The 24,041-nt window shown below is 72.6% G+C and carries 21 protein-coding genes, 1 pseudogene and 1 riboswitch; of the genes and pseudogenes, 10 read left to right on the plus strand and 12 right to left on the minus strand.

The annotated features are described in order from the left end of the window. The 3 genes and pseudogenes from AC51EU_RS10640 to AC51EU_RS10650 form a co-directional block, all read right to left on the minus strand. Nucleotides 1-260, minus strand: a pseudogene (locus AC51EU_RS10640) (ACP S-malonyltransferase); the annotation flags it as partial. 146 nt (nt 261-406) lie between these two features. Continuing rightward, the gene (locus AC51EU_RS10645) at nt 407-1,240 is read right to left on the minus strand and encodes a helix-turn-helix transcriptional regulator (RefSeq protein WP_496266528.1); all 834 of its coding nucleotides are present in this window, start codon (nt 1,238-1,240) and stop codon (nt 407-409) included. Between the two features lie 813 nt (nt 1,241-2,053). Further along, nucleotides 2,054-3,487: a short-chain fatty acyl-CoA regulator family protein gene (locus AC51EU_RS10650; RefSeq protein ID WP_496266529.1), complete on the minus strand. Its 1,434-nt coding sequence runs from the start codon at nt 3,485-3,487 to the stop codon at nt 2,054-2,056. 376 nt (nt 3,488-3,863) lie between these two features. On the opposite strand from AC51EU_RS10650, the gene aceA reads away from it, so the two are divergent. Next, a complete protein-coding gene (gene aceA / locus AC51EU_RS10655; RefSeq protein ID WP_496266530.1) occupies nt 3,864-5,147 on the plus strand; it encodes an isocitrate lyase in 1,284 nt (427 codons plus the stop codon). A 188-nt stretch (nt 5,148-5,335) separates the two neighbouring features. Continuing rightward, nucleotides 5,336-5,552, plus strand: a riboswitch (cobalamin riboswitch). A 165-nt stretch (nt 5,553-5,717) separates the two neighbouring features. Continuing rightward, nucleotides 5,718-8,036, plus strand: a complete 2,319-nt coding sequence (gene metE, locus AC51EU_RS10660; RefSeq protein WP_496266531.1) for a 5-methyltetrahydropteroyltriglutamate--homocysteine S-methyltransferase — start codon at nt 5,718-5,720, stop codon at nt 8,034-8,036. 117 nt (nt 8,037-8,153) lie between these two features. Here metE and AC51EU_RS10665 read toward each other — a convergent pair whose 3' ends face one another. Beyond that, a complete protein-coding gene (locus tag AC51EU_RS10665) occupies nt 8,154-8,555 on the minus strand; it encodes a hypothetical protein (RefSeq protein WP_496266532.1) in 402 nt (133 codons plus the stop codon). A gap of 440 nt (nt 8,556-8,995) precedes the next feature. Between AC51EU_RS10665 and AC51EU_RS10670 the strand changes: the two genes are divergently transcribed. Next, nucleotides 8,996-9,199: a DUF397 domain-containing protein gene (locus AC51EU_RS10670; RefSeq protein ID WP_496266533.1), complete on the plus strand. Its 204-nt coding sequence runs from the start codon at nt 8,996-8,998 to the stop codon at nt 9,197-9,199. A gap of 89 nt (nt 9,200-9,288) precedes the next feature. On the opposite strand, the gene AC51EU_RS10675 is transcribed toward AC51EU_RS10670, so the two are convergent. Genes AC51EU_RS10675 through AC51EU_RS10685 form a run of 3 tightly spaced genes read right to left on the minus strand, consistent with a single transcriptional unit; the run spans nt 9,289 to nt 12,855 of the window. Then, the gene (locus AC51EU_RS10675) at nt 9,289-10,425 is read right to left on the minus strand and encodes a bifunctional 2-methylcitrate synthase/citrate synthase (protein ID WP_496266534.1); all 1,137 of its coding nucleotides are present in this window, start codon (nt 10,423-10,425) and stop codon (nt 9,289-9,291) included. 16 nt (nt 10,426-10,441) lie between these two features. Further along, the gene (gene prpB / locus AC51EU_RS10680) at nt 10,442-11,347 is read right to left on the minus strand and encodes a methylisocitrate lyase (protein ID WP_496266536.1); all 906 of its coding nucleotides are present in this window, start codon (nt 11,345-11,347) and stop codon (nt 10,442-10,444) included. Next, nucleotides 11,347-12,855 (minus strand): MmgE/PrpD family protein, encoded by a 1,509-nt coding sequence (locus tag AC51EU_RS10685; RefSeq protein ID WP_496266538.1) that lies wholly within the window; start codon nt 12,853-12,855, stop codon nt 11,347-11,349. The genes prpB and AC51EU_RS10685 overlap by 1 nt, the downstream gene beginning before the upstream one ends. A 196-nt stretch (nt 12,856-13,051) precedes the next feature. On the opposite strand from AC51EU_RS10685, the gene AC51EU_RS10690 reads away from it, so the two are divergent. Next, nucleotides 13,052-14,494 carry a short-chain fatty acyl-CoA regulator family protein gene (locus AC51EU_RS10690; protein WP_496266539.1) on the plus strand — a complete coding sequence of 481 codons (1,443 nt, stop codon included), beginning with the start codon at nt 13,052-13,054 and terminating at the stop codon, nt 14,492-14,494. 20 nt (nt 14,495-14,514) lie between these two features. Further along, nucleotides 14,515-15,090 carry a histidine phosphatase family protein gene (locus AC51EU_RS10695; RefSeq protein WP_496266540.1) on the plus strand — a complete coding sequence of 192 codons (576 nt, stop codon included), beginning with the start codon at nt 14,515-14,517 and terminating at the stop codon, nt 15,088-15,090. A gap of 57 nt (nt 15,091-15,147) precedes the next feature. Here AC51EU_RS10695 and AC51EU_RS10700 read toward each other — a convergent pair whose 3' ends face one another. Beyond that, nucleotides 15,148-15,894, minus strand: coding sequence for a CbtA family protein (locus AC51EU_RS10700; RefSeq protein ID WP_496266542.1), 747 nt, complete (start codon nt 15,892-15,894; stop codon nt 15,148-15,150). A gap of 21 nt (nt 15,895-15,915) precedes the next feature. Beyond that, nucleotides 15,916-16,137: a CbtB domain-containing protein gene (locus tag AC51EU_RS10705; RefSeq protein ID WP_496266543.1), complete on the minus strand. Its 222-nt coding sequence runs from the start codon at nt 16,135-16,137 to the stop codon at nt 15,916-15,918. Between the two features lie 477 nt (nt 16,138-16,614). On the opposite strand from AC51EU_RS10705, the gene AC51EU_RS10710 reads away from it, so the two are divergent. After that, complete coding sequence (locus AC51EU_RS10710) at nt 16,615-17,562, plus strand: VOC family protein (protein WP_496266545.1); 948 nt, start codon at nt 16,615-16,617, stop codon at nt 17,560-17,562. A 57-nt stretch (nt 17,563-17,619) separates the two neighbouring features. Here the strand turns inward: AC51EU_RS10710 and AC51EU_RS10715 are convergent, their stop codons facing one another. Beyond that, the gene (locus AC51EU_RS10715) at nt 17,620-18,687 is read right to left on the minus strand and encodes a nuclear transport factor 2 family protein (RefSeq protein ID WP_496266546.1); all 1,068 of its coding nucleotides are present in this window, start codon (nt 18,685-18,687) and stop codon (nt 17,620-17,622) included. Nucleotides 18,688-18,791: 104 nt separating this feature from the next. Between AC51EU_RS10715 and AC51EU_RS10720 the strand changes: the two genes are divergently transcribed. Next, nucleotides 18,792-19,793, plus strand: a complete 1,002-nt coding sequence (locus tag AC51EU_RS10720) for a GlxA family transcriptional regulator (protein WP_496266547.1) — start codon at nt 18,792-18,794, stop codon at nt 19,791-19,793. Between the two features lie 36 nt (nt 19,794-19,829). Here AC51EU_RS10720 and AC51EU_RS10725 read toward each other — a convergent pair whose 3' ends face one another. Further along, nucleotides 19,830-20,261, minus strand: coding sequence for a DUF7144 family membrane protein (locus AC51EU_RS10725; RefSeq protein WP_496266548.1), 432 nt, complete (start codon nt 20,259-20,261; stop codon nt 19,830-19,832). Between the two features lie 368 nt (nt 20,262-20,629). Here AC51EU_RS10725 and AC51EU_RS10730 point away from each other — a divergent pair, with 368 nt between their 5' ends. Both AC51EU_RS10730 and AC51EU_RS10735 read left to right on the plus strand, forming a co-directional pair. Beyond that, nucleotides 20,630-20,989 (plus strand): DUF6204 family protein, encoded by a 360-nt coding sequence (locus AC51EU_RS10730; RefSeq protein ID WP_496266549.1) that lies wholly within the window; start codon nt 20,630-20,632, stop codon nt 20,987-20,989. A 195-nt stretch (nt 20,990-21,184) separates the two neighbouring features. Continuing rightward, complete coding sequence (locus tag AC51EU_RS10735; RefSeq protein ID WP_496266550.1) at nt 21,185-21,682, plus strand: MarR family winged helix-turn-helix transcriptional regulator; 498 nt, start codon at nt 21,185-21,187, stop codon at nt 21,680-21,682. A 203-nt stretch (nt 21,683-21,885) separates the two neighbouring features. On the opposite strand, the gene AC51EU_RS10740 is transcribed toward AC51EU_RS10735, so the two are convergent. Then, nucleotides 21,886-23,052 (minus strand): cytochrome P450, encoded by a 1,167-nt coding sequence (locus AC51EU_RS10740; RefSeq protein WP_496266551.1) that lies wholly within the window; start codon nt 23,050-23,052, stop codon nt 21,886-21,888. 237 nt (nt 23,053-23,289) lie between these two features. Here AC51EU_RS10740 and AC51EU_RS10745 point away from each other — a divergent pair, with 237 nt between their 5' ends. Next, nucleotides 23,290-23,970: an NAD(P)H-binding protein gene (locus AC51EU_RS10745; RefSeq protein WP_496266552.1), complete on the plus strand. Its 681-nt coding sequence runs from the start codon at nt 23,290-23,292 to the stop codon at nt 23,968-23,970. Nucleotides 23,971-24,041 lie beyond the last annotated feature (71 nt).

Here is a 24,041-nt window from a genome sequence, read left to right on the forward strand (position 1 = left end):
ACGGCGCCCTCCAGCGCGCCGTGGCGCAGCGCCTCGGCGTGCGCCACGGCCGCCACGGTGAACACCGCGAGCTGCGCCAGGTCGGTACGGCGCAGCCGTTCGGCGTCGGCGGTCAGCAGCAGTTCCGCGAGGTCCTCGCCGGTCCACCCGGAGATGTCGGCGACCAGGTGCCAGGACGCGCACTCCCGCCAGGGCGCACCCATTCCGGGGCGCTGGGTGCCCTGTCCGGGGAAGACCACACCAAGGGCTTCTGTGTTCATGTTCGCCGCCTCCGCGGTGCCGGGAAGAGAGGGCACCGGCGGGTCCCGCACCGGGCCGCCGGTGCGACGTCGCCTTGCGTGGCTGTCCTAACGGGCGCCGCGCGGGCACCGCAACGCCCGTTACAGGAACGTGCAGCCGGATGCGGTCACCCCGCGGAGTCGGCGGCCCGTCGTACCGGAGGGGTGACGAGCAGCCCCAGTTCGGCGGCGCGCACCCCGGCCTGGAAGCGGGAGCTGGCCCCCATCCGCGCCATGATCTCCGCGACGTAGCGCCGGTAGGTGCGGACGGAGACGGCGAGTTCGCGGGCGGCCGCCTCGTCGGTCACCCCGGCCTGGAGGCGGTCGAGCACCTGGCGGTGGAACTCCTCTCGGGTGCGGTCGCCGCACTCCGCCCAGTCGGGCGCGGCGACGGCGGTGTGCCACATGCCGTCGAAGAGGGCGTACATGGCGCGGATCACCGGGTACGACCTGACGACGGACGCCCGTTGGCCGGCGGGGGTCTCCGTGCAGGCCAGCGCGCTACGGCCGTCGATGATCAGCAGTGCCTCGACCGGCATGCCGGTGACGCGCACCTGCGCGGAGCGCGCGTCGGCCAGCCGCCGGGTGAACGCGTGGTCGAGGACCGTCCGGGGGCACAGCACCCGTGTCTGCGGGTGGCCGGGCCGGCCGTCCAGCAGTCTGCCCGCGACCAGTTGCAGCACCCGGGACTGGTCGCCGCGGGCCGCGATGGCCATGGTGACGCTGCTTCTGGCCTGGCCGATCATCTGCTCGGCCAGGGCGAGCAGGGCGCCGTCCTCGGCCACCACCTCGGAAAGAAGCGACCGTTCGGTCAGACGGCTGCGGTGCTTGGCCACCGTGGACTGGATGAGGGCCTGGACCTCCAGCAGCGACCGCTCCAGCTCGTCACCGTCGGCGCCACCGTCGGCACCGCGGTCGGCACCGCGGTCGGCCGGCGGTCCCGACAGCACTAACTCCTTCACGCCTGCTCACCCCGTAGATGCGTTACGCAACCCGCTGAAAAGGAATACGGGCAACCACGCGCCCGACCGTCCGGGCGGCCGCGTCGTCGCGGCGGCCCGGCACACCGGTTCCTCCGATTCCTCCGGTCAGACGTGGATCACGTGGACCGGAAGCGGTTCCGGTGAGGATAAGACCCGCCGCGGACGCGGTCCGGGCCGGTGCTCACGGGTCTCCGGGGAGGCGCACACGGCGCATCGGCACTTCAACAACGCGAACAACGGTGCGCCCCCTGGGAACAAATCTCTCTATCCGGAGAATGCTGACAATTTACCAGAAACGGAAGTTGGCAGGTAAAGCCCTTGACCGGGCGCGCGGTACGGCGGGCCGCCGGGAAGGTGCCGCGACGGACGCCGCGCACCGCGCCACCGCCCCACGGGCCGCCCGCCTCCCGGACACCCTCCACACCCCCGTGCGCGTCCCGTCACCCTCGAACACCCCTCCCGCGGATTTCGGTCAACTTATCGCACTCCGGCCAGAAAAACGGACCACCGGTTTCCCCGAGAGGGCACCGCCTCTCGTAAGACAGCGAAAACCTTCAAAGTGTCAACTATTCGCCCGCCAACCACTTTCGGCGGCTCCCCGCCCCGCCGACGCCACCCTCGCGACGGAATACCTACGGAAACCCTCACGACTTCCGGCGCGACGGCGCTCCCCGCCCACCCCGTCAGAATTCCTTGTGCGACATCCCGTCAGCACTCATTTGTGCGACGCGACGCCACGTCATCGACGAACAATCCGTTCTCACACCACTGACGAAATGACGCGCCGTCATCTCACCACCCCCTGCGGGAAACCCCCGCCCCCTTCCCCCCGTCCGCCACCGGATACGGCACAAAGGTGCTGGTGTTCTGGTCGATCCGCAGGGAGCGGCCGAGGGGTGGTGCGGCGCGTTGGGGGCAGTCGAGGCGTTCGCAGACGCGGCAGCCCATGCCGATGGGGGTGGCGGCGGAGGCGTTGGCGAGGTCGAGGCCGTCGGAGTAGACGAGGCGGTGGGCGTGGCGGATCTCGCAACCGAGGCCGAGGGCGAAGTTCTTGCCGGGTTCGCCCCAGCCGCCGCGGTGCCGGGTGATCGCGCGGGCGATCCACAAGTACCGCTGCCCGTCGGGCATTTCGGCGATCTGGACATGGATGCGGCCGGGCGCGGCGAACGCCTCGTAGACGTTCCACAGGGGGCAGGTCCCGCCCGCCCGGGAGAAGTGGAAGCCGGTCGCGGACTGCCGTTTGGACATGTTGCCGGCCCGGTCCACACGGATGAAGGAGAACGGCACCCCGCGCAGTCGCGGGCGCTGGAGGGTGCTCAGCCGGTGGCAGACGGTCTCGTAGCCGAGGCCGTAGTGGTCGGTGAGGAGTTCGATGTCGTAGCGGGCCTCCTCCGCGGCCCGGTGGAAGGCGGCGTACGGCAGGATCAGGGCCGCCGCGAAGTAGTGGGCGATGCCGATACGGGCCAGGGCGTGGACGGGAGAGCCGGGCGGGAAGTCCTCGGCGGCCAGGCGGTCGAGTTCGCCGCCGTGTTCGAGGAGGGCGAGCTGGGTGGCGGCACGGAAGGCGCGCTGGCCGGAGCGCAGGAGGGGCGACAGATGGAGGGTGCGGGTCTCCTCGTCGTAGTGGTGCAGCGCGTCGCCGGGCCCGACGGCCGTGCGGACACCGTGGCGGTCGGCGAGGCGGGTGGTGAGGGAGCGGACGACATCGCCGGGGCGGATGCCGCACTCCCCGGCCAGTTCCTCCGCCGCGAGGTCGGTGTCGTGGAGGTAGTTCTGGCGGCGGTAGAAGAAGTCCCGGATCTCCTCGTGGGGCGAGCGGGGGCCGTCGGGGTCGGCGCCGCGGCCGTCCGTCGCGTCGGAAAGCCGTTCGGCGAGGAGGTGGTTGCGGCGTCCGAGGTCGACCAGGACCCGCGCGACGGCGGGCATCCGCGAGGCGAGTTCGGTCAGGTCGGCGGCGGAGACCCGGTCGTCGGCGAGTTCCCGGGCCAGCGCCTCGCGGAGGTCGGCGACCAGGCGTGTGGTGTCGCGTTCGGAGAAGAAGCCGGGGTCGACACCGAAGGCTTCGGTCAGGCGCAGCAGGACCGGTACGGTCAGCGGCCGGGAGTCGTGCTCCATCTGGTTGAGGTAGCTGGGCGAGATGGCGAGGACGCGGGCGAGTTGCGCCTGGCTCATCCGGCGTTCCTCGCGCAGGCGTCGCAGACGCGCCCCCGCGTACGTCTTGGCCACCGCACGGCCCTCCGTGTTCCGGGTAGCGGTCAGCGTACGGGAACAGGCGTCCGACCGCACCCTTCGCAACCTTGGCGGACAACGGGCGGAAGATTCGCAGAAGTTGGCATGCCTCCATGCTTGATGGCACTCAGTGCCAGTGCCACAGTCGCTGTGCGGCCCGCCGGGCACCGGTGACACCGCTCGGAGCCGGGGCGCGATCCAGGCCCTGACGTCGGAGATCCCGGCAGGAGCGGGAGTCCGAACCGGCAGCATTGCTCACCTTCCGCCGCCCGGCGCCAGGCGGGCCGCATCCCCCGAACGACACACAGTGCCACCCCCGTCCCCCGAGGCGGCGGGTGGCCGTCCGGCACGGACCGAGGAGACGGTGACAGTCATGGCAGACGCGAGGAAGCGGGCGGCCGAGGAGCTCCGGCGGCGGTGGGAGACCGACCCCCGGTGGCGGGGCGTGGAGCGCACCTACACCGCCGAGGACGTGATCCGGCTCTCCGGCAGCGTCCGCGAGGAGCACACCCTGGCCCGGCGCGGCGCCGAACGGCTGTGGCGGCAGCTGCACGAGCGCGACTACGTCCACGCCCTCGGCGCGCTCACCGGCGGCCAGGCCGTCCAGCAGGTCAGGGCGGGCCTCCAGGCGATCTACCTGTCCGGCTGGCAGGTCGCCGCCGACGCCAACCAGGCCGGGCACACCTACCCCGACCAGAGCCTCTACCCCGTCAACTCCGTTCCCCAGGTGGTCCGCAGGATCAACAACGCGCTGCTGCGCGCCGACCAGATCGCCACCGCCGAGGACGCCGGCGACACCACCGACTGGCTCGCGCCGATCGTCGCCGACGCCGAGGCCGGTTTCGGCGGGCCGCTCAACGCCTTCGAACTGACCAAGGCGATGATCGCGGCGGGCGCCGCCGGCGTCCACTACGAGGACCAGCTCGCCTCGGAGAAGAAGTGCGGCCACCTCGGCGGCAAGGTGCTGGTGCCCACCTCCCAGCACATCCGCACCCTCAACGCGGCCCGCCTCGCCGCCGACATCGCCGACGTCCCCACCCTCGTCGTCGCCCGCACCGACGCCCTGGCCGCCACCCTGCTGACCAGCGACGTCGACGAACGCGACGCCGAGTTCACCACCGGGGAGCGCACCGCCGAGGGCTTCCACCGGGTGCGCAACGGCATGGCGCCGGTCATCGCCCGCGGGCTGGCCTACGCCCCGTACGCCGATCTCCTCTGGGTCGAGACCGGCACCCCCGACCTGGCACAGGCCCGCGAGTTCGCCGAGGCCGTCCACGCGCGGTACCCGGACCAGAAGCTCGCCTACAACTGCTCGCCGTCGTTCAACTGGAAGGCCGCCCTGGACGACGACCAGATCGCCAAGTTCCAGCGCGAACTGGGCGCCATGGGCTACGCGTTCCAGTTCATCACCCTGGCCGGTTTCCACTCCCTCAACCACGCCATGTTCGACCTGGCACGCGGCTACGCCGAGCACGGCATGACCGCCTATGTCGACCTCCAGGAGCGCGAGTTCGCCTCCCAGGCGGACGGTTTCACCGCGGTGAGGCACCAACGCGAGGTCGGCACCGGCTACTTCGACCTGGTCTCCACCGCCGTCAACCCCGCCTCGTCCACCACGGCGCTGACCGGGTCGACCGAGGAGCAGCAGTTCCACTAGGACCGGTGCGGCGGACGTCCCGCCGCCGGCCCCAGGGGCGCCCCGCCCGAGCGGGGGCGTACGGCCGTCCCCGTACGCCCCCGCTTCGCCGTCCCTCCCCCGGGAGAACCCGGCGCACCCACCGTCCGCGTGTGCCACGTCACCCTCCGCTTCGCGGGCGTACTCCCCCACATCGCGTGCGAGCGCTTAGGGTGGGCGGTGCAGCTGGTTCGCCCCGTCCGCCAGACGGGAGCGTCGCAAGAGGGAACCCGGTGGGAATCCGGGACTGCCCCGCAGCGGTGAGCGGGAACGACCGCCGTCATACGCACTGGGTCCGCCACGGGCCCGGGAAGCGACGGCCAGTAGGTGTCCTCCCCCGAGGACGTGCCCGCGAGTCCGAAGACCTGCCATCTGCCCGTGCGTGAGCCTCTCCCGCACGGACATCCCGGTGACCTCGAGGGCGGGTCGGCGTACATACCAGGCGGAGGACGGCGCCGTGCCGCGCGCGGTCGTACCCGCCGGGTCCGTCACCCTTCGCGCTCTCGTCCCGCCGCCGGGATCTCAGGGATTCATCTCGCGAAGGAGATCTCCGTGACCACCCAGCCCGCAGCCGCGGCAGCACGGGCCACCGTGTACGGCTACCCCCGCCAGGGACAGCACCGGGAACTGAAGAAGGCGATCGAGGGCTACTGGAAGGGCGCCGTCACCGCCGACGCCCTCCGCGCCACCGCCGCCGACCTGCGCCGTACCCACTGGCGTCAGCTGGCCGACGCCGGTATCGACGAGGTCCCCACGGGTGACTTCTCGTACTACGACCACGTCCTGGACACCACCGTCATGGTGGGCGCGATCCCCGCGCGCCACCGGGAAGCCGTCGCCGCCGACCCGCTCGACGGGTACTTCGCGATGGCGCGCGGCACCCAGGACGTCGCGCCACTGGAGATGACCAAGTGGTTCGACACCAACTACCACTACCTGGTACCCGAACTGGGACCGGAAACGGTGCTCACCGCCGACTCGTCGAAGCAGACCGGCGAGTTGAAGGAGGCCCTGGCCCTGGGCCTGACGCCCCGGCCGGTCCTGGTCGGCCCGGTCACGTATCTGCTGCTGTCCAAGCCCGCGCCCGGCGCGCCCGCGGACTTCGACCCGCTCACCCTCCTGGACCGCCTGCTCCCCGTGTACGCGGAGGTCCTGGCCGATCTGCGCGCGGCCGGCGCCGAGTGGGTGCAGCTGGACGAGCCCGCCCTGGTGCAGGACCGCACCCCGGCCGAACTGGACGCCGCCCGCCGCGCCCACCACGCCCTGGGCGCGCTCACCGACCGGCCGAAGCTGCTGGTCGCGTCGTACTTCGACCGTCTCGGGGACGCCCTGCCGGTGCTGGCCAAGGCCCCGGTCGAGGGGCTGGCACTGGACTTCACCGAGGCCGCGGCCGCCAACCTGGACGACCTCGCCGCCGCGGGCGGGCTGCCCGGCAAGCGGCTGGTCGCCGGTGTCGTCAACGGCCGCAACATCTGGGTCAACGACCTGGAGAAGTCCCTCGCCACCCTCGGCACGCTGCTGGGTCTCGCGGACCGCGTCGACGTGTCCGCGTCCTGCTCCCTGCTGCACGTCCCCTTCGACGCGGCCGCCGAACGGGACATCGACCCGCAGATCCTGCGCTGGCTCGCCTTCGCCCGGCAGAAGACCGCCGAGATCACCGTGCTGGCCCGCGGGCTGAGCAGCGGCCGGGACGCCGTCGCCGGGGAGCTGGCGGCCAACCGCGCCGACATCGCCTCCCGTACGCACTCGCCCCTCACCCGCGACCCGGAGGTCCGCGAGCGGGCCGCCGCCGTCACCGACGCCGACGCGCGCCGCTCCCGGCCGTACGCACAGCGGGCCGCGGCGCAGCGCGCCCGCCTCGGACTGCCGCTGCTGCCGACCACCACCGTCGGCTCCTTCCCGCAGACCGCGGAACTGCGCGCCGCCCGCGCCGACCTGCGCGCCGGCCGGATCGGCACCGCCGGCTACGAGGAGCGCATCAGGGCCGAGATCCAGGAGGTGATCTCCTTCCAGGAGAAGACCGGTCTGGACGTCCTGGTGCACGGTGAGCCGGAGCGCAACGACATGGTCCAGTACTTCGCCGAGCAGCTCACCGGCTACCTGGCGACGCGGCACGGCTGGGTCCAGTCGTACGGCACCCGCTACGTCCGGCCGCCGATCCTCGCCGGGGACATCTCGCGGCCCGAGCCGATGACGGTGCGCTGGACGACGTTCGCGCAGTCGCTGACGAAGCGGCCGGTCAAGGGCATGCTGACCGGCCCGGTCACGATGCTCGCCTGGTCCTACGTCCGCGACGACCAGCCGCTGGGCGACACCGCCCGGCAGGTCGCGCTGGCCCTGCGGGACGAGGTGAACGACCTGGAGGCGGCCGGGACGCCCGTCATCCAGGTCGACGAGCCGGCGCTGCGCGAGACGCTGCCGCTGCGCGAGGAGGGCCGCGCCGGGTACCTGGCGTGGGCCACCGAGGCGTTCCGGCTGACCACCGGCGGGGTGCGGCCGGACACCCAGATCCACACCCATATGTGCTACGCCGAGTTCGGTGACATCGTCCAGGCGATCGACGACCTCGACGCCGATGTCATCAGCCTGGAGGCCGCCCGCTCCCACATGCAGGTCGCCCGCGAACTGGCCGCCCACGGCTATCCGCGCGAGGCCGGGCCCGGGGTGTACGACATCCACTCCCCGCGGGTGCCGGACGCCGAAGAGGTGACCGGGCTGCTGCGCACGGGCCTGAAGGCGATCCCCGCCGAGCGGCTGTGGGTCAACCCGGACTGCGGTCTGAAGACCCGCGGCTGGCCCGAGACCCGCGCGTCACTGGAGAACCTGGTCACCGCGGCCCGCACGGTCCGCGGCGAACTGCCCGCTTCCTGACGCGGACGCCCGTCCGGGGCCGGGGCGCGTTCCGGCCCCGGCCCCGGGCCTCACCTGTGAGGACGGCTAGGGCGGGGGCCGGATGGCGATGACACGCCGACAGGTTCAGGAACCCGGCTACGGAGTACCGCGCAAGCCTGTGCGTGGAGATCCGGGTCCTTGAGGGTCATGCGGGCCGAAATGCAGCCGCTGGTGGCCGTAGACGGGTTTGGCCGGCTCGCTGGTGCCGTCCACCTCCAGCGTCCATTCGGCATCGCGAAGATCCAGCGTTCCGGGCTTCGGGACCACGCGGGAAGACCATCCGGTGCACAGCAGCCACTCCACAGCCTGCGGGGCGTGGCGGGCCGCAACGTCCATGAGGTGCACGTCGGGGACTTCTGGGACGGGGAGATACCCGACCACGGCGTCCACGCCGAAACGGCCGGTCGTGGCGTACGCGACGGCACCGTACACGTCGGGCCACAGGTGCAGCAGGGGGAACACGGTGACGCGACCGCGATCGTTCATGACTTTCGGCATGGAGCAGCTCTCCCAAAGGTGAGGCGACCCCGGCAGCCTGTCAGCGCGGGGCCGCCTCACCTAGTTGATCACCGTGCTATGGCGCCCGGTTGACGGCCAGTTGTCACCGCATCCCTGGTTGGGGTTGCCCTCCTGGCCGTCATTGCCGGGGCCGATCTCACTCTGGGCTGTTCTCTTCATCTCCCGCGTACGTGGACAACGTGCTCAGCTTTTCCGGGTCCACTGCGGGTTCCCTTCTTGGCTGTGCCGTGCCGGGGGCGGTCCCCGGCACGTCGTGCACATGCGGCCGGCCGCACTCGTCGGCCACCGCGCCCGCCCCGGCCGGCGCTGCCCGATAGGGCCGGGACGGGAGTTTCGGGCCTGGCGAACGTCCATCCAGGCAGGGGGCCGCCGTCGCGGCAAGGCCAGTACCGGCCGCCTACTGTACGAAAGGGCACCCCGTGACGACCGAACCCCTCTCCTGGATCAAGTCCTGGTACAGCAGCAATGGCGGGCAGTGCGTCGAGTGGGCTCCGTCCGCCGTCGCGACCGGCGCCGTCCCCGTCCGCGACAGCAAGAACCCGCACGGCCCCGTCCTCACGGTCGCCGCGCCCGCGTGGTCGGCGTTCGTCGGCAGCATCAAGGCGGACGAGCTGTCCGCGTAGCATCACCCCGCCCCCAGCGAAACGGCCCGTGTGACGGTTCACGGCCGCCTCGCCCGTGGACGTGCGGCAGGGACAGCCGGCGGGCCCCGCTACGGGGCCGAGGGCACCGGCCGCTGCCCGGGGCCGTCGTAGGAGGCCAGCGGGCGGATCAGGGCGTTGTGGGCAAGTTGTTCGGTGATGTGGGCGGTCCAGCCGGTGATGCGGCTCATCACGAAGATCGGGGTGAAGGCCGGGGTGTCGAAGCCCATCAGGTGGTAGGCGAGTCCGGCGGGGTAGTCGAGGTTGGGGTGGATGCCCTTGCGGGCGGCCATCGCCTCGCGCAGCGCCGTGTGCAGGGCCGCCAGCCGCGTCGCCTCGGGGTCGGCGGTGCGGGCCACCAGACGGTCCAGGGCGGCCTGCATGATCGGGACGCGGGAGTCCCCGTGCTTGTAGACGCGATGGCCGAAGCCCATGATCTTCCGCTTGGCGGCGAGGGCCTCGTCCAGCCACTCCCCCGCCCGCCGCGGGTCGCCGATCTCTTCCAGCATGTGCATCACCGCCTCGTTGGCACCGCCGTGCAGAGGGCCCTTGAGGGCGCCGATCGCGGCGGTGACCGCGCTGTAGAGGTCGGAGAGGGTGGAGGTGACCACGCGGGCGGTGAACGTCGAGGCGTTGAAGCTGTGTTCGGCGTAGAGGACGAGGGAGATCTCGAAGCAGCGGACCACCTCGGGGGCGGGGACCTCGCCGAAGCACATGTGGAAGAAGTTCTCGGCGTGGCCGAGGGAGAGGTCGGGCGGGATCGGCTCCAGGCCCCGTCTGCGGCGCTGGTCGGCGGCGACGACGGTGGGCAGCTTCGCGAGCAGGGTCAGGGACTTGGCGTGGTGGGCGGCGAGGCTGTCGTCGTCCTCGGTGGGGTCCTCGGCGCCGAAGAAGCTGACGGCGGTGCGCAGTACGTCCATCGGGTGGCAGGTCTCGGGCAGCCGGGCCAGCAGTTCGGCGGTGGTGCGGTCCAGGGGGCGCAGCGCGCGTTCGCGGGCCCGGAACTCGCCGAGCTGCCGGGCGTCGGGGAGTTCGCCGTACCACAGCAGATGGGCGACCTCCTCGAAGGAGCGGCGTTCGGCGAGGTCCTGGACCGGATAGCCGCGGTAGGTGAGGGAGTTGGTCTCCTGGATGACGGTGGAGATCTCGGTGGTGTCGACGACGACACCGGCGAGGCCGCGGTGGACCTCGGGCGCGGTGGTGGACATGGGGGCCTCCGGTACGTCAGGCGCCGGGCGGAAGGGTGAAGTCGAAGACGGCCGTGTCGAAGGCCGCGTAGTCCTCGTAGCCGAGGAGTTCGTACAGGCGGGAGCGGGTCTGCATACGGGGCAGCAGGGACTGCTGGGTGCCCTCGGCGGCGATCGTGCGCAGACCGTCCTCGACGGCGCCCATGGCCAGGCGGAGCAGGGTGACGGGGTAGAGGGCGATGTCGTAGCCGAGGTTCTCCAGGGTGCGGGCGTCCAGCAGGCGGCCCTTGCCGAACTCGGTCATGTTGGCGAGCAGGGGGACGGGCACGGCCTCGCGGAACGCCGCGAACTCCCGCTCGTCCTCCAGCGCCTCGGGGAAGACCGCGTCGGCCCCGGCGTCGACGTATGCCTTCGCCCGGTCGATCGCCGCGTCCAGTCCCTCGACGGCGCGGGCGTCGGTGCGGGCCATGAGGAGGAAGTCCGGGTCGCGGCGGGCGTCGACGGCGGCCCGCAGGCGGCGGGTCATCTCCTCGCGGGGGACGACGGTCTTGCCGTCGAGGTGGCCGCAGCGTTTGGGGTTGACCTGGTCCTCCAGGTGCATCCCGGCCAGGCCCGCGTCCTCCATCAGCTGGACGGTGCGGGCCGCGTTCATCGGTTCGCCGAAGCCGGTGTCGGCGTCGACGAGAACGGGCAGGTCGGTGACCCGGGTCGTCTGCCGGGCGCGGTCGGCGATCTCGGTGGACGTGGTCAGGCCGATGTCGGGCAGGCCCAGGTCGGCGGCGAGGACCGCGCCGGAGAGGTAGGCCGCCTCGAAGCCGGTGTCCTGGATCAGGCGGGCGGAGAGCGGGTTGAGGGCGCCGGGCATCGCCAGCAGCCGGCCGGTGGCGAGCCGTGCGCGCAGGGCGCGGCGGCGTTCGGCGGCGGTGGTGCGGGTGTGCAGCATCAGAACAGGCCCTTCGGGAGACGGGCGTCGGCGGCGGCCACGGCGTCGGTGCCGACGGCGGGGAAGAGGGCGTCCAGGCCGGGCGCTCCGAGGCCGGAGAGGTTCTCCACGGCGGACAGGAAGCGGTCCTGGGCGTCCGGGGCCACGATGCCCTCGGCGAGGGTGCGGAACTTGCCGGTGTAGGCGGCGCGGTCGAAGGGCCGGGCGCCGGCGGGGTGGGCGTCGGCGACGGCGAGTTCGTCCTCGATCACCGTGCCGTCGTCCAGGGTGATGACGGCACGGCCGCCGAAGGCGCGGCGGGCCGGGTCGGGGTCGTGGTAGCGGCGGGTCCACTCCGGTTCCTCCACCGTCGTGATCTTCTGCCAGAGGGCGACGGTCTCCGGGCGGCGTGCCCGCTCGGGGGAGTAGGACCGCTCGTGGTGCCAGGCGCCGTCCTCCAGGGCGACGGCGAAGATGTACGGCACGGAGTGGTCGAGGGTCTCGCGGCCGGCCCCGGGGTCGTACTTCTGCGGGTCGCCGGAGCCGGAGCCGATGACGTGGTGGGTGTGGTGGCTGGTGTGCAGCACGACCGAGCGGACCCGGTCCAGCGGCCCGGTCCGCTCCCGCAGCCGCCGCGCCAGGTCGATGACCGCCTGGGCCTGGTACTCGGCGGAGTGCTCCTTGGTGTACGTGTCGAGGATCGCGCGGCGCGGCTCGCCGGGCGCGGGGAGCGGGACGGTGTAGTCGGCGCCGGGGCCGTCGAGCATCCAGGCCAGGAAGCCGTCCTCGCCCTCGTAGACCGGGGACGGGGAGGTCTCGCCGCGCATCGCCCGGTCCACCGCCTCGACGGCGGCCTTGCCGGCGAAGGCGGGGGCGTACGCCTTCCAGCTGGAGATCTCGCCCTTGCGGGACTGCCGGGTGGCGGTCGTGGTGTGCACGGCCTGCTGGACCGCCTGGTACACGGTCGGTGTCGGCAGGCGCAGCAGGGCGCCCAGCCCGCAGGCGGTGGCCGCGCCGAGGTGCGCCACGTGGTCGATGCGGTGCGCGTGCAGGCAGATGCCCTTGACCAGGGCGACATGGATCTCGTACGCGGCGACGATGCCGCGCAGCAGGTCGGCGCCGGTGCGGCCGGTGTGCTGGGCGACGGCGAGCAGCGGCGGGATGTTGTCGCCGGGGTGGGAGTAGTCGGCGGCCAGATAGGTGTCGTGGAAGTCCAGTTCCCGTACGGCGGTGCCGTTGGCCCAGGCCGCCCACTCCGGGGAGACCCGCAGGCCGCTGCCGAAGACCGAGGCACCGGGGGTGTGCGCACCGTGGGCGGTGGCCTGGGCACGGGCGACGGCGACCGGGCGGCGCAGCAGGGAGGCGACGGCGACCGCGGCGTTGTCGATCACCCGGTTGGCGGCCATGGCGGCGCTGCCGGGCTCCGGCTCCCCGGTGGCGGTGGCCACCGCGGCGAGCTTCCAGGCGAGCTGTTCCTCGCGCGGGAGGCGGTCGCGGCTGGGGTGGACACGGACGTGGTGCTCGATCACGGCGCTCCTCGTGGTCCCGTTCGGCCCCGGCGGGGCCGATACGACCGAGGGTGCCCGCCGGGCGGCCGCCGGGCCACCGTTCCACTCTGCGGATTCCGTACAGCTCAGGGCTGTGGACATGCGAATCCTGCGAATTGTGCGGATGCTACTTTCGCAACTGCTCCGCTGCCGCCCGGGGACGACGAGGAGGTGCGCCATGGCCCGACCAGCGGCCCGTCGCAAGGTCTACGCCCACGCCAAGCTGCGCCGGCTGCGCCGCGCGCAGGGCATGAACCAGGCCGACATGGCCCGCGCCCTCGGCATCTCCACCAGCTACGCCAACCAGCTCGAACAGGGCCTGCGCCCGCTGACCGCGCCGGTGCTGCTGCGGATCGCGGAGGTCTTCGGCGTCGACGCGGAATTCTTCTCCGGGGCTCGCGAGGACCGTCTCGCCGCCGATCTGCGGGCCGCCCTCGCCGACGAGGCGTGCGGGGTGCCGCCGCCCTCCGCCGAGGAGGCCGCCGAGGCCGCCCGCGACCACCCGGACCTGGCCCGCGCCCTGGTCACCCTGCACCGCCGCTACCGGGACGCGGCCGAGCAGGCGGCGGCCCTCGCCCCACCGGGTCCGGGCGAGGCGTTGCTCCCTCCGGGTGAGCCGCACGACGAGGTCCGCGACTTCTTCCACGCCCGCCACAACCATGTCGGGCCGCTGGATTCCGAGGCCGAGCGGACCGCCACGGCCATGGGGCTGCGGCCGGGCCGGGCCGCCGACCCGCTCACCGCGCGTCTCGCCGACCGGCACGGCGTCCGCGTCGTCCAGGCGGCCCCGGGCCGCACCGCCGACCCCCGGCGCTTCGACCCGGCCGCCGGACTGCTGTTCCTCTCCCCCTGGCTCAGCGACGGCCAGCGCGCCTTCCAACTCGCCACCCAGCTGGCACTGCTGGAGCACGGCCCGCTCCTCGACCGGCTCGCGGACAGCGCGACGGAGCTGACCTCGCCGGATTCGGTGGCGCTGGCCCGCATCGGCCTGGCGGACTACTTCGCGGGCGCCCTGCTCATGCCGTACACCGCCTTCCACACCACCACGGAGGAGGTCGGCTACGACATCGAACTGCTCTCCGCGCGCTACGGCGTCGGCTTCGAGACCGTCTGCCACCGGCTGAGCACCCTCCAGCGCACCGGCCGCCGCGGCGTACCGTTCTCCTTCCTGCGCGTCGACCGGGCGGGCAACATCTCCAAGCGGCAGTCCGCGACCGCCTTCCACTTCTCCCGGATGGGCGGCACCTGCCCGCTGTGGACGGTGTACGAGGCGTTCTCCTCGCCCGGCCGGACACTGACCCAGGTCGCCGAAATGCCGGACGGGCAGCGGTACTTCTGGGTCGCCCGCGCCCTGACCCGCGGCGGGATCGGCCACCACGCCCCGCGCGCCGAGTTCGCCGTCGCGCTGGGCTGCGAACTCCGGCACGCGCACCGCCTCGTCCACGCCCAGGGCATCGCCCTGGACGACCCCCGCGCCGCGACCCCCATCGGCCTGGGCTGCCGCATCTGCGAACGCCGCGACTGCGCCCAGCGCGCCCGGCCCCCGGCGGGCGGCCGCCTGTCCATCGACCCGGACCGGCGGACGTATGTGCCGTATCCGGTGGAGTCCCGCACCCCGTGACGACAACCGGAGGAGCAACCATGACCAGCCGTGTCGTTCTCGTGACGCCCGCGATGAGCCGGGCGCTGCGGCAGGCCCGTTTCGACGACGGCGACGGGCTCGACGAGAGCGGGCGGAAGCAGGCGCGGGCGGCGGCCGGCGCGCTGCCCGGGGCCGCGCGGGTGGTCGTCTCGCCGAGTGTGTGCTGCCGGGAGACGGCCGCGGCCCTCGGGCTCGACGGTGCGGAGGCGGCGCCCGCTGGGCTGGACGCGGGGCGCTGGCGGGGACGGGCCCTGGACGAGGTGGGCGTGGCCGAGCCGGAGGCGGTGGCCCGCTGGCTCGCCGACCCGGACTGCGCGCCCCACGGCGGGGAGTCGGTACGGGACGTGTGCGGGCGGGTGGCGCGCTGGCTGGACGCCGTCGCGGACACGGGCGGCCGGACGGTCGGCGTGGTCGAACCGGAGGTCGTACGGGCCGCGGTCGTCCATGCCCTGGGCCTGGCCCCGGCCGCGTTCTGGCGGCTGGACGTCCCGCCGCTGTCGGCCACGGAGTTCAGTGGCCGGGCGGGACGGTGGAACCTCCGGCTCGGGCGGCCCCTGGGCGGACCGGAGCGCTGAGCCGGCGGCCGCTTCCGCGCGGGAGGGCCCGGTTGTGCGGGCCCTCCCGGTGCCGTGTCAGTGCGCGGCGAACGCCCGCTCCCGGGCGGTCCCGGGCCGCAGTTGGCGTTCGGCCAGTTCGCCGAAGAGCAGACCGAACCCGCCCCACAGCACGACCTGGACGGCCAGCGCGGAGAGCCGGAACCGCCACAGCAGCCCGGCGGGGAAACCCTGCGGCACCTCGTCCACGGCCGGCAGGAACCCGTACGCCAGCCCGATCACGGCGGCGAAACAGGCCACCGCGACGACCGTCGCGTACCAGGCGCCCAGGGCGGGGGCGAGCCGCTTGCCGAGGAGGACGGCGGCGAGAGCGAGGAGGACGCCGAGCAGCATCATCAGGAAGTACAGGGCGGTCCGTTCGCCGATGGTGTCGGGTTCACCGACGGCCGGCGGGTTGGCCGGGTACTTCAGGAACGGGACGACGTAGACGGCGAGCAGCGCGCAGCCGGACAGCAGCAGCGCGGTGGCCCGCGGGGAGAGACGGCCGACGCGGCCGAGGGCGAAGCAGAAGGCGAGCGCGGCGATGCCGCCGAAGGCGACGCCGTACACGAGGACGCCGGTGGCGAGGCCGGCGGTGGACTGGAGGGCGCGGGAGACGCCCTCCGGCCCGTGCTCGTGGGCGGGGGCGTGGGCCTCCTCGAAGCCGATCGCGCGGTCGACGTACGGCTCGCCGAGGAAGTGGGCGGCGATCAGGGCGAGCACGCCGGCGGCCAGGCCGGCGAGCATGCCCCGTACGAGAAGGTTGCGTACGGTTGCGGAGTTCATGTGTGTGCGGCGCCCCTCGCGTCAGTGGCAGGGGAAGCCGAGCAGGTGGCGTGCGTCGTGCACCCATTCGTGGACGTCCGTGCCGTTGAACACGGAGGTGGCGCCCTGTTCGGCGCCGACGAAGTAGAGCAGGACGAGCATCAGGACGCCGAAGAAGACCGCCCAGGGAGCGAGCGCCCTCAGCGGCAGCGCGGCGGGTACGGCGGGGGTGGCGGTGGTCGGCTCGGCAGCGGTATGTGCCATGGCGGGGCCTCCTCTGGGAGTTCGCGTCCCATCTCGGTGGTGCACTGGACGGCGGCTGCGGGTCTGACTCACGCGCCGCTCCGGCGGGCCGGGGCGAGGCGTACACAGTGGCGCGACCGTGCCGGATTCCCACCGGCTTCCGTCGTACCGTCGTCGACAACGGACCGACGGTACCCCGTGACAGGTTCATGGCCAAGGGTGTTCGGTCGTGCGTGACGTTCTCGGCGGGCACGAGGTACGGCGTACGGCACCGTAACCGCGGACCCCGGGAGCGGACGGAACCGCCGTCCCCCGAACGGCCGTCACGCACCACCGTGGCGCCCGCCCTCCCGCTACCGAGCGTGCGGCGCCCGGATGCACACCGTCGCTCCCCCGCCTAGCCTCGGGAGGTGCTGAGGCCGGCCAGGTGTCCGGCGGCGGGCGCACCGTCCGGTGCGGCACGTACCGCTCCGCGCCCCTCCCCCGAAGGGACCTGCCATGAGGCATCGCATCGCCGCGTTCCTGCTCCCCGTCGCGACGGCGGCGGCCGCCCTGCCGCCGGCCGCCTTCGCCCCGGACGCGGCACCACCGCGCACCGGTGCGTGCGCCCGGCAACTCGCCGCGGGCCCCCAGTACGACACCACCCATGTCTACATCGAGCACGGCAAGATGCCCGCCTTCACGGCAAGTTGGAAGGCCACCTTCGGAGGGACGAGCACCACGCCCGTGAGCACCAACGTCACACCGACCCCCAGCCGGACCCTCTCCCAACTCGTCTTCTCCCCCGTCGGCACCCTGTCGGTCTTCGACTTCCACACCCCGATCCCGTACCCGTTCGGCGCGGAGCGCACGGGCTGGCTCATGACCGACCTCGACCAGGGGGTGCGTTCCGCCAGGGCCCACGGGGCCGACATCCTCGTCGCCCCCTTCCCCGACCCCGTCGGCCGCGACGCCGTCGTGCAGTTCCCCGGCGGGATCAACACCCAGCTCTACTGGCACACCAAGACCCCCTCCTACAAGCCGCTGACGACCGTCCCGGAGAACCGGGTCTATGTCTCCCAGGACGCGGCCTCCCGCTTCCTGCGCTCGTACCTGGGCTTCACCTGCGGAACCGTCGTCTCGGACCTCAGCAACGCCGACGCCTCCGACATCGGCCTGCCCGGCAGGACGTACCGCCGTATCGCCACCACGTCCCACCTCGGCCGGTCCGTCGTCCTCGTGACCAACGGCCATCTTCCGTACCCCTTCGGCCGCGAGGTCACCGGCTACCGGGTCACCGACCTCGACGCGACCCTCACCAAGGCCAAGGCCGCGGGCGCGAAGGTCCTCTGGGGCCCGCACCACTCCTCCCTCGGCCGCGACAGTGCCGTCCTCTCCTTCCCCGGCGGCTACGTCGCGGAAGTCCACGCCACGACCGGCACGGGCCGCACCGCGTCGCGCCGCTGAGGCGCTGCCCCGGTCAGCGCGGGGCCGGGGCAGCGGTGGCGGGGCCCGTCGGCCATGTCAACGGTTCGCCCGCGCACCGGAGAACGGGTCGTTCACGGCGTAGAGCCAGCGCCCGTCGGCCTGCCGGCGCAGGACGTCCGTGGTGTCGCAGGTCAGCGGCGCGCCGCCCGGGGTCAGGCCGGTGATCGTCGCGGTGTGGGACAGCACGGCGATGTCGCCCGCCGTGTGGAGCGTGCCGGCGCGGAAGGAGAAGCGGACACCGCGCTCGATGTAGGCGCGCAGCTGCCCGGTGATGGCCGCGGTACCGGTGACGGTCGCGTCGGGGCCATGGGCGAGGACGGCGGCCGGTTCGTAGAGGGAGACGAGTCCGCCGAGGTCCCCGGCCTCCAGGAAGTGCCGGAAGAGGCCGGGCAGCCGGTCGGGGGTGAGGGCGGCCAGGGCGGCGGAACGGGCCGCGAGGGGGCGGTCGCCCCAGCCGGCGCGCTCGACCAGGTCGTACCAGTCCGGCAGCGCGCCGTGCGGGAGCCGGGGCCGCAGGACCTGCCCGGGGAAGCTGAGGGGCGACGCCTTCGCGGGATTGGCGAGGGCCTGCGCCGCGATCGCCTCGCTCAGGGCATGGGCGAGGTCGTCGCGGGGGAAAACGGCGTGGACCCGGTCGGCGAAACCGTCCGGCAGGTCGTCCTTGTCCTTCCCCAGGACATCGGCGGCGATCCCGGCCTGGACGACGGCGATCTCGGGGCCCTTGCGCGAGGCGATCCCCGCCGAGGTGTGCAGCGCGACGGCGTCCCACACCACGGCGACGGTGTGCTCGTCGGCCCCGTGTCCGCGCAGGAAGCCCGCCGCCAGGTCGGCGCCGTCCACCTCGAACTGCTGACTGCCGTTGCCCCTCTCCGACAGCCCCAGATCGTGCAGCACACAGCCCAGGAACACCTGCTCGTCGTCGTAGTCCCTCCCGCCCCGCATACCCCGCCGGTCCGCGAGCGCGCGGGCGAACAGATAGCTGCGGACGCTGTGCCGCAGGAGGAACGGTTCCTCGTTCTCCTCGGCGAAGCGCAGGGCGGAAACGGACAGCGCGCTCCGCGGCAGGTCGAACGCGGCGTGCCAGTCGGGCAGGGGACGGTCCATGATCCGGACTCCTCGGGTCGGTACGAACGGGGATGCCCCGATCCTGCGACCGCGCGGCCCCACCCACGAGTGGCCTGAATGCCGAGGTACGTTAAATTCTGGCCATGCACGCTGTCGCGGTTCTCGCGCTGGACGGGGTCCTGCCCTTCGAGCTGTCCCTGCCCGGCCAGGTCTTCGGAGAGGCGGGCCGGACCGGCGACCGTCCCCACTACGACGTGCGCGTCTGCGCCGCCACCCGCACCGTCACCACCTCACCCGAGTACGGCGCCTTCCGCCTGCACGCCCCCTACGGCCTGGACGCCGTGGCCGAGGCCGACACCGTGATCGTCCCCGGCCACGCGGGATTCCTGGATCCCCTCCCCCACCCGGTGAGGGAGGCCCTGCTGGCGGCGGCCGACCGCGGCGCCCGCCTCGCGTCCGTGTGCATCGGCGCCTTCACCCTCGCCGCCACCGGCCTCCTCGACGGCCGTCGCGCGACCACCCACTGGCAGTACGCCCGGGAACTCGCCCGACGCCACCCGCGCATCGAGGTCGACGGCAGTGTCCTGTTCGTCGACCACGGTGACCTGGCCACCTCCGCGGGCATCGCCTCCGGACTCGACCTCTGTCTCCACCTGGTACGCCGCGACCTCGGCGCCGACATCGCCGCCGCGACCGCCCGGCGCGTGGTCATGCCGCTGCAACGCGACGGCGGTCAGGCCCAGTTCATCGAGCACCCCGCACCCGAATCCGCCGGCACGGCGCTCCAACCCACCCTCGCCTGGATGGAACGCCACCTCCACCAGCCGCTCACCCTGGCGGACATCGCCCACCACGCCGCGATGAGCATCCGCAGCCTCAACCGTCATTTCCGTACGCAGACCGGTACCACGCCCCTGCAATGGCTCCTCCGCGCCCGTGTCCACCGGGCCCGCGAACTCCTCGAAACCACCGACCTCCCCATCGGCCGGATCGCCGACCGCACCGGCCTCGGCACCCCCGCCACCCTCCGCCACCACTTCCACCGCCTGACCGGCACCACCCCCCAGGCGTACCGGAGAACCTTCCGCTCACCGCACGACGCGTCTCCGCACCTCCTCGAAGACCACCGTCCCCCTCGGCCCTGACCCCGGCCGCTCCGTCCGGCGAACGGCCGGCCGGCTTCACCGGCTGCCGCTCGCCGCGGGATGGAACGACCTGCTCAGCGCCCAGACAATGAGGAGGTCGATGGCCATCACGATGATCGACCACACCGGGTAGTACGGAATGAACATGAACTGGGTGACCAGACTGATCGCCACCAGCGCGATCGCGGCTCCGCGCGCCCACCCCTTGCCGAGCAGAATCCCGACACCCACGAGAAAGAGCGCCACCCCGACCACGAGGTGAATCCACCCCCAGGTGGTGAGGTCGAACCGGTAGGCGAAATGCCCGGGAGGGGAAAACAGGCTGTCGCGCGTAATACCGGTAATGCCCAGAAGAACACTGAGCGGCCCGGTCACCATCAGCGCCAGCCCGACGAACAAGGCTTCACCGACGACCGGTCCGCTGTCGTGGACGCTCCGTTCCCGCTCCCTGTCCGGCACCGCTGCCATGGCCGCCGCCTTCCTGTCCGGCGCGCTCACCCCCGCACGCCGCATGTGCGAGGCGAACCACGCTCCCCTCACAGCCTCCCGTCATTCCTCCACCCCCGCGACCGCAACCCACCCCGCAACGAGGGATTTCCACTGCCACGGGCCCTTGTACGGGCCTCTCCCAAGGCACTCCGGCCCACGTTCCAGCGCATCACCCGTCCGGCGTAGAACGGACGCTCCGAACCAAGACAAGCGGCATTACCGCCTTCACCCACCGGCGCCGTCGGTATCACCCTCAGTACCAAGCACCCCGATCCGGTTCAGCACGACCAGAAGGCCGCTTCCGAAACGCGGTGGAGCCCGCCGATCCCGCTGGCTAATGTCATGGGATGAGTACTCGCACCTTCCACATCATGGTCCGCGGCGTCTTCGACGGACTCACCACCGATCAGCGGGCCGAACTCCTGTCCCGCGCCGAGGAGCACAACATCCTCCACGCCGCTTTCACGCCCGAGGGACACCTCAGTTACGACCTTGCGGCGCGTTCCGCCTTCACCTTCCGTTTCCAGGACTCCGGCGAGGAAGAGGAGGACATCCTGGAGGCGACCGAACGCGCCGAAGAGGCGGCGAAGGCATGGCTGACCGCGCGCGGCTACGGCTACAAGAACCTCAGGTCCCAGGCCGAGGACCGCTCCCAGGCACCACTGGGCAAACGGCAGCGCCGCGCCGCCGCCCAGAAGAACGCCTGACCCCGCCACCGCGCCCTCGCCGCCCGGCCACTTCGCACCCCGCGATCCGGTCCAGGCGGGCTCTCCGTCCCGCTGAGCGTCACGACGGACGGACCACCCCCTGACCCCGGCCCCGGTGACTCCCCCGGGCCCCCGAGGAAACACCTCCTTGGCCACTCAAACCGGCGATACACTTGAGTGGTCAAGGAGGTGGCAATGACAGATGCGCTGGACGCCACGCTGCGTCTTCTGAGGGCCCAGACGGCCCTGGTCAGGCGGTTCGACGCGAGCCTCGGAGGGCTGCACGGGGTCAGCCTGGCCGACTTCACGATGCTGCTGCACCTGGGCCGGGCACCCGGCGGCCGGATGCGCCGGGTGGACCTCGCCGAGGCACTGGGACTGACCGCCTCCGGGGTAACCCGTGGGCTGGCGCCCCTGGAACGGATCGGGCTGGTCACACGCGAGAAGGACGCCCGCGACGCCCGCGTGGCCTACGCGGCACTGACCGACACCGGCCGCGCGCGCCTGACCGAGATGCGCGCCACCGCCGAGCGGACCGCCGCCGAGATCTTCGCCGCGCCCTCGTGGGCCCAGGAGGACATCGGCCACCTGTCCACCCTGCTGACCCACCTCGGCGGCACCGGTCTCCCCGGCCATCACCCCGCACCGCCGTCCCACCGGACCGGACCACCTGACACGCCCGCGTCGCACTGACCACGGGCGGCCTACGCACCCCGGGCGGCCTCCGCGCAGCTCCTCTCACCCGGCCATCGCCCTGCACGGCGACACCTCGGCGCCGTCATCGTCCCGACGGCTCACGCGCCTCCTCGCCGCGCCGCCGCCCGGCCCCGGCCAACTCCCGGCGGCTGGGCACGTCCTCGGCCGAGCCACCGCCCCCGACAGATCCGGCAAGGCGCCTACCAGGTCGCGGGCAGATGCAGGGGGCTGCGGGTGAGTGCGCTGGTACGCCACTCAAGGGTGTCGACCGGCACGGTCAGACGCAGGTCCGGGAGGCGGGCGGCCAACCGGTGCAGGGCGAGGCGGAGTTCCGTACGGGCCAGGGAGACACCCATGCAGTAGTGCTGCCCTCCCCCGAAGGCCAGAGTGGGACGTTCCAACGGGGCGAACAGATCGGCGAACGGGTCGCTGGAGAAGACCGCGGGGTCTCGGTTGGCCGCGCCACGATCGAGTGTGACGAGATCACCGGCCTTGACGAGCGTCCCACCGACCTCAACGTCCTCGGCGACACGCAGCGGGTTGAACCGTTTCTCGGGGTCGTTGAGCGGGATCAGGTGCGTCAGACGATCCGCCAGCACCCCGGCCGCCGCCTCGTCGGAGCCCAGGCGGACCCACTCCTGCGGGCGCTCGCTCAAGAGATAGAGCAGGGCATTGCCCAGCATGGTCATCGTGGTGTCGTAGCCGGCCACCATCAACGTGGTGATGAAGTTGACGAGTTGAGGCTCGGGAATGCCGCCCTCGCGATCGGCGGCCTGCACCAGGGTGCTGACCAGATCCGGGCCCGGAGCACGTCGGCGCTCGGTCATCAATCGGGTGACGAACGCGGTGAACTCCTCCGCGACCTCGGCGGTTTCGCTCCTGGGGACCGAGGGCTCGGGAAAGGCGAGCTGGTTCCAGCGCAGCAGCCGGTCGTCGTCCACATCGTGTACTCCGAACAGCTCGTTCATGACGGCGATGGGCAGCGGCCTGCTGTAGTGGTCGACGAGGTCCACGGACGGGCCGTGACCGACGAGTTCGGCGACGAACCGGTCGGTCACCTCGGCGACCATGGGTGTCATGCGGTCGATCGCACGAGGGGTGAACACCCCTTTGGCGGTGCGGCGCAACCGCAGATGCCCGGCGCCGTCCTGCTTGGGCATGGCCTCGGGGGTGTCGAGGAGCGGCGAGGCCGACGTGACGGGCAGCAGGGCACGGGTGAACCGGTCATCGGCCATCACCTGGCGGACGTCGTCATATCGGGTGAAGTGCCAGACGGGCGTGCCGTCGGGCAGTGTGACGCGCTGGGGCGGGCCTGGTTCCACGAACGTCAGCCGGTGAAGGGGAAGGGTCTCATCGGTCGCAGTCATGGTCCTCCTGCCGTGCCGTGTCGGCGGTCGTAGCACCGCGCCGACCGCCCTCCTGCCCCTCGTCCCCGGGCAGCGCGGCGGGTCGTGAGGAAGGCAGGGGGCGGCCCTCGGCAGCGGGCGAGCGGGGTCGTCTCAGCGGGTGATCAACGCTTGGCGTCGGAGGTCCGGCAGGAAACCCGCGCCGCCCCCGAAGCAGCCTACTGAACACATCGTACACATACCGCTACTCTCGGCTGTGTGTATGTTGCTATCGCAGGCGCTCACGGCCGCGTCGCCCGCACGGCGTCCCGGCTCCTCGCGGCCCGGGGCGACCGGGTCTCCGGCATCGTCCGACGCCCTGAACAGACCGACGCCGTCCGGGCCGCCGGAGCCCGACCGGTTCTCCTCGACCTGGCCACCGCCACGACGAAGCAGTTCGCCGAGCGGCTCACCGGCGCGGACGCGGTGCTCTACGCGGCCGGCGCGGGCCTGGCCGAGGCTCCGGGCCGGCCGCACCCCGTCGATCGCGACGCGGCCCTCACGCTCGCGGACGCGGCACAACGCGCGGGCGTCCGCCGCTACGTCATGCTCTCGTCGATAGGAGCCGACCCCGCCGGCCGCTATCCGAAGAACCCGCTCATCGAGACCTATCTGCGGGCCAAGGGCGAGGCAGACGAGAATCTGCTGTCCCGCCCGGACCTGGACTGCACCGTGCTGCGGCCCTCGTGGTTCCGCGACGGCCCCGGCACCGGCCGGGTCCACCTCGCCGCGACCACCGGCGTCGGTGAAGTGGACCGCGTGGACGTGGCCGCCGTCCTCGTCGCCCTGCTCGCCGCCCCCGCCAGCGCCGGCCTCACCCTGGAACTCATCTCCGGCCCCACCCCCATCAACGAGGCGGTCGCCGCCCTCACCAACCCGCCGAGGCCGGACCATGGCTGAGGACTTCCGTGCCGGGGAATTGTCCCGGAACGCAGAAAGGCCCCGCACCATACGGTGCGGGGCCTCCCCTG

It is taken from the genome of Candidatus Streptomyces philanthi (assembly GCF_059553635.1).